This is a genomic window from Neisseria sp. P0020.S003 (genome assembly GCF_051957095.1).
Taxonomy (GTDB): domain Bacteria; phylum Pseudomonadota; class Gammaproteobacteria; order Burkholderiales; family Neisseriaceae; genus Neisseria; species Neisseria subflava.
This window is the reverse complement of the sequence record NZ_JBQCWU010000072.1, coordinates 1-448: the sequence shown is the minus strand read 5'-3', so window position 1 is coordinate 448 and position 448 is coordinate 1. Positions and strand designations below refer to the sequence as shown.

General features: G+C 59.6%; 1 pseudogene. It reads right to left on the bottom strand.

The features are described from left to right. Positions 1-448 (bottom strand): annotated as a pseudogene (locus tag ACTHTQ_RS11370) (hypothetical protein); the annotation flags it as partial.

Sequence of the window (448 nt, the reverse complement as noted above, 5' to 3'; positions counted from 1 at the left end):
GCAGTGGAAAGCGAACCCAATGCCACGTTGAAGTTGGTATCGTTTTTAACCCTCGCGCTATCGCCCAATGCTAGGTTGTTATTGAGGAGGTTGGGCAGGCCGGGGATGAGTGCCGTGCCGTTGCAGGTATCCGCGCCGGAGCCGACGGCCGTACCGCCGTTCTTAGCGGTGGCAGCCGCGCCGATGGCGATGCCGCCCGCTCCGGTGGCGCCGCTGACTTCGGCAGCAGCACCGATGGCGATCGAGCCGTTACCTTGAGCGATCGTTCCGCTACCGATGGCGACAGCATCATTATCTTGCGCACTTGCACCCACGCCGGCAGCCAATGCGTTAAGACCAGTCACGCCGTCATTATTGAAATTGCCACCGTGTGCGCCGCCACCGTCGTTCACGCTGTAATAGTGGGTTGCAGAACTGTTGACCTGATTGGCTACAGCTTTCAACTGAT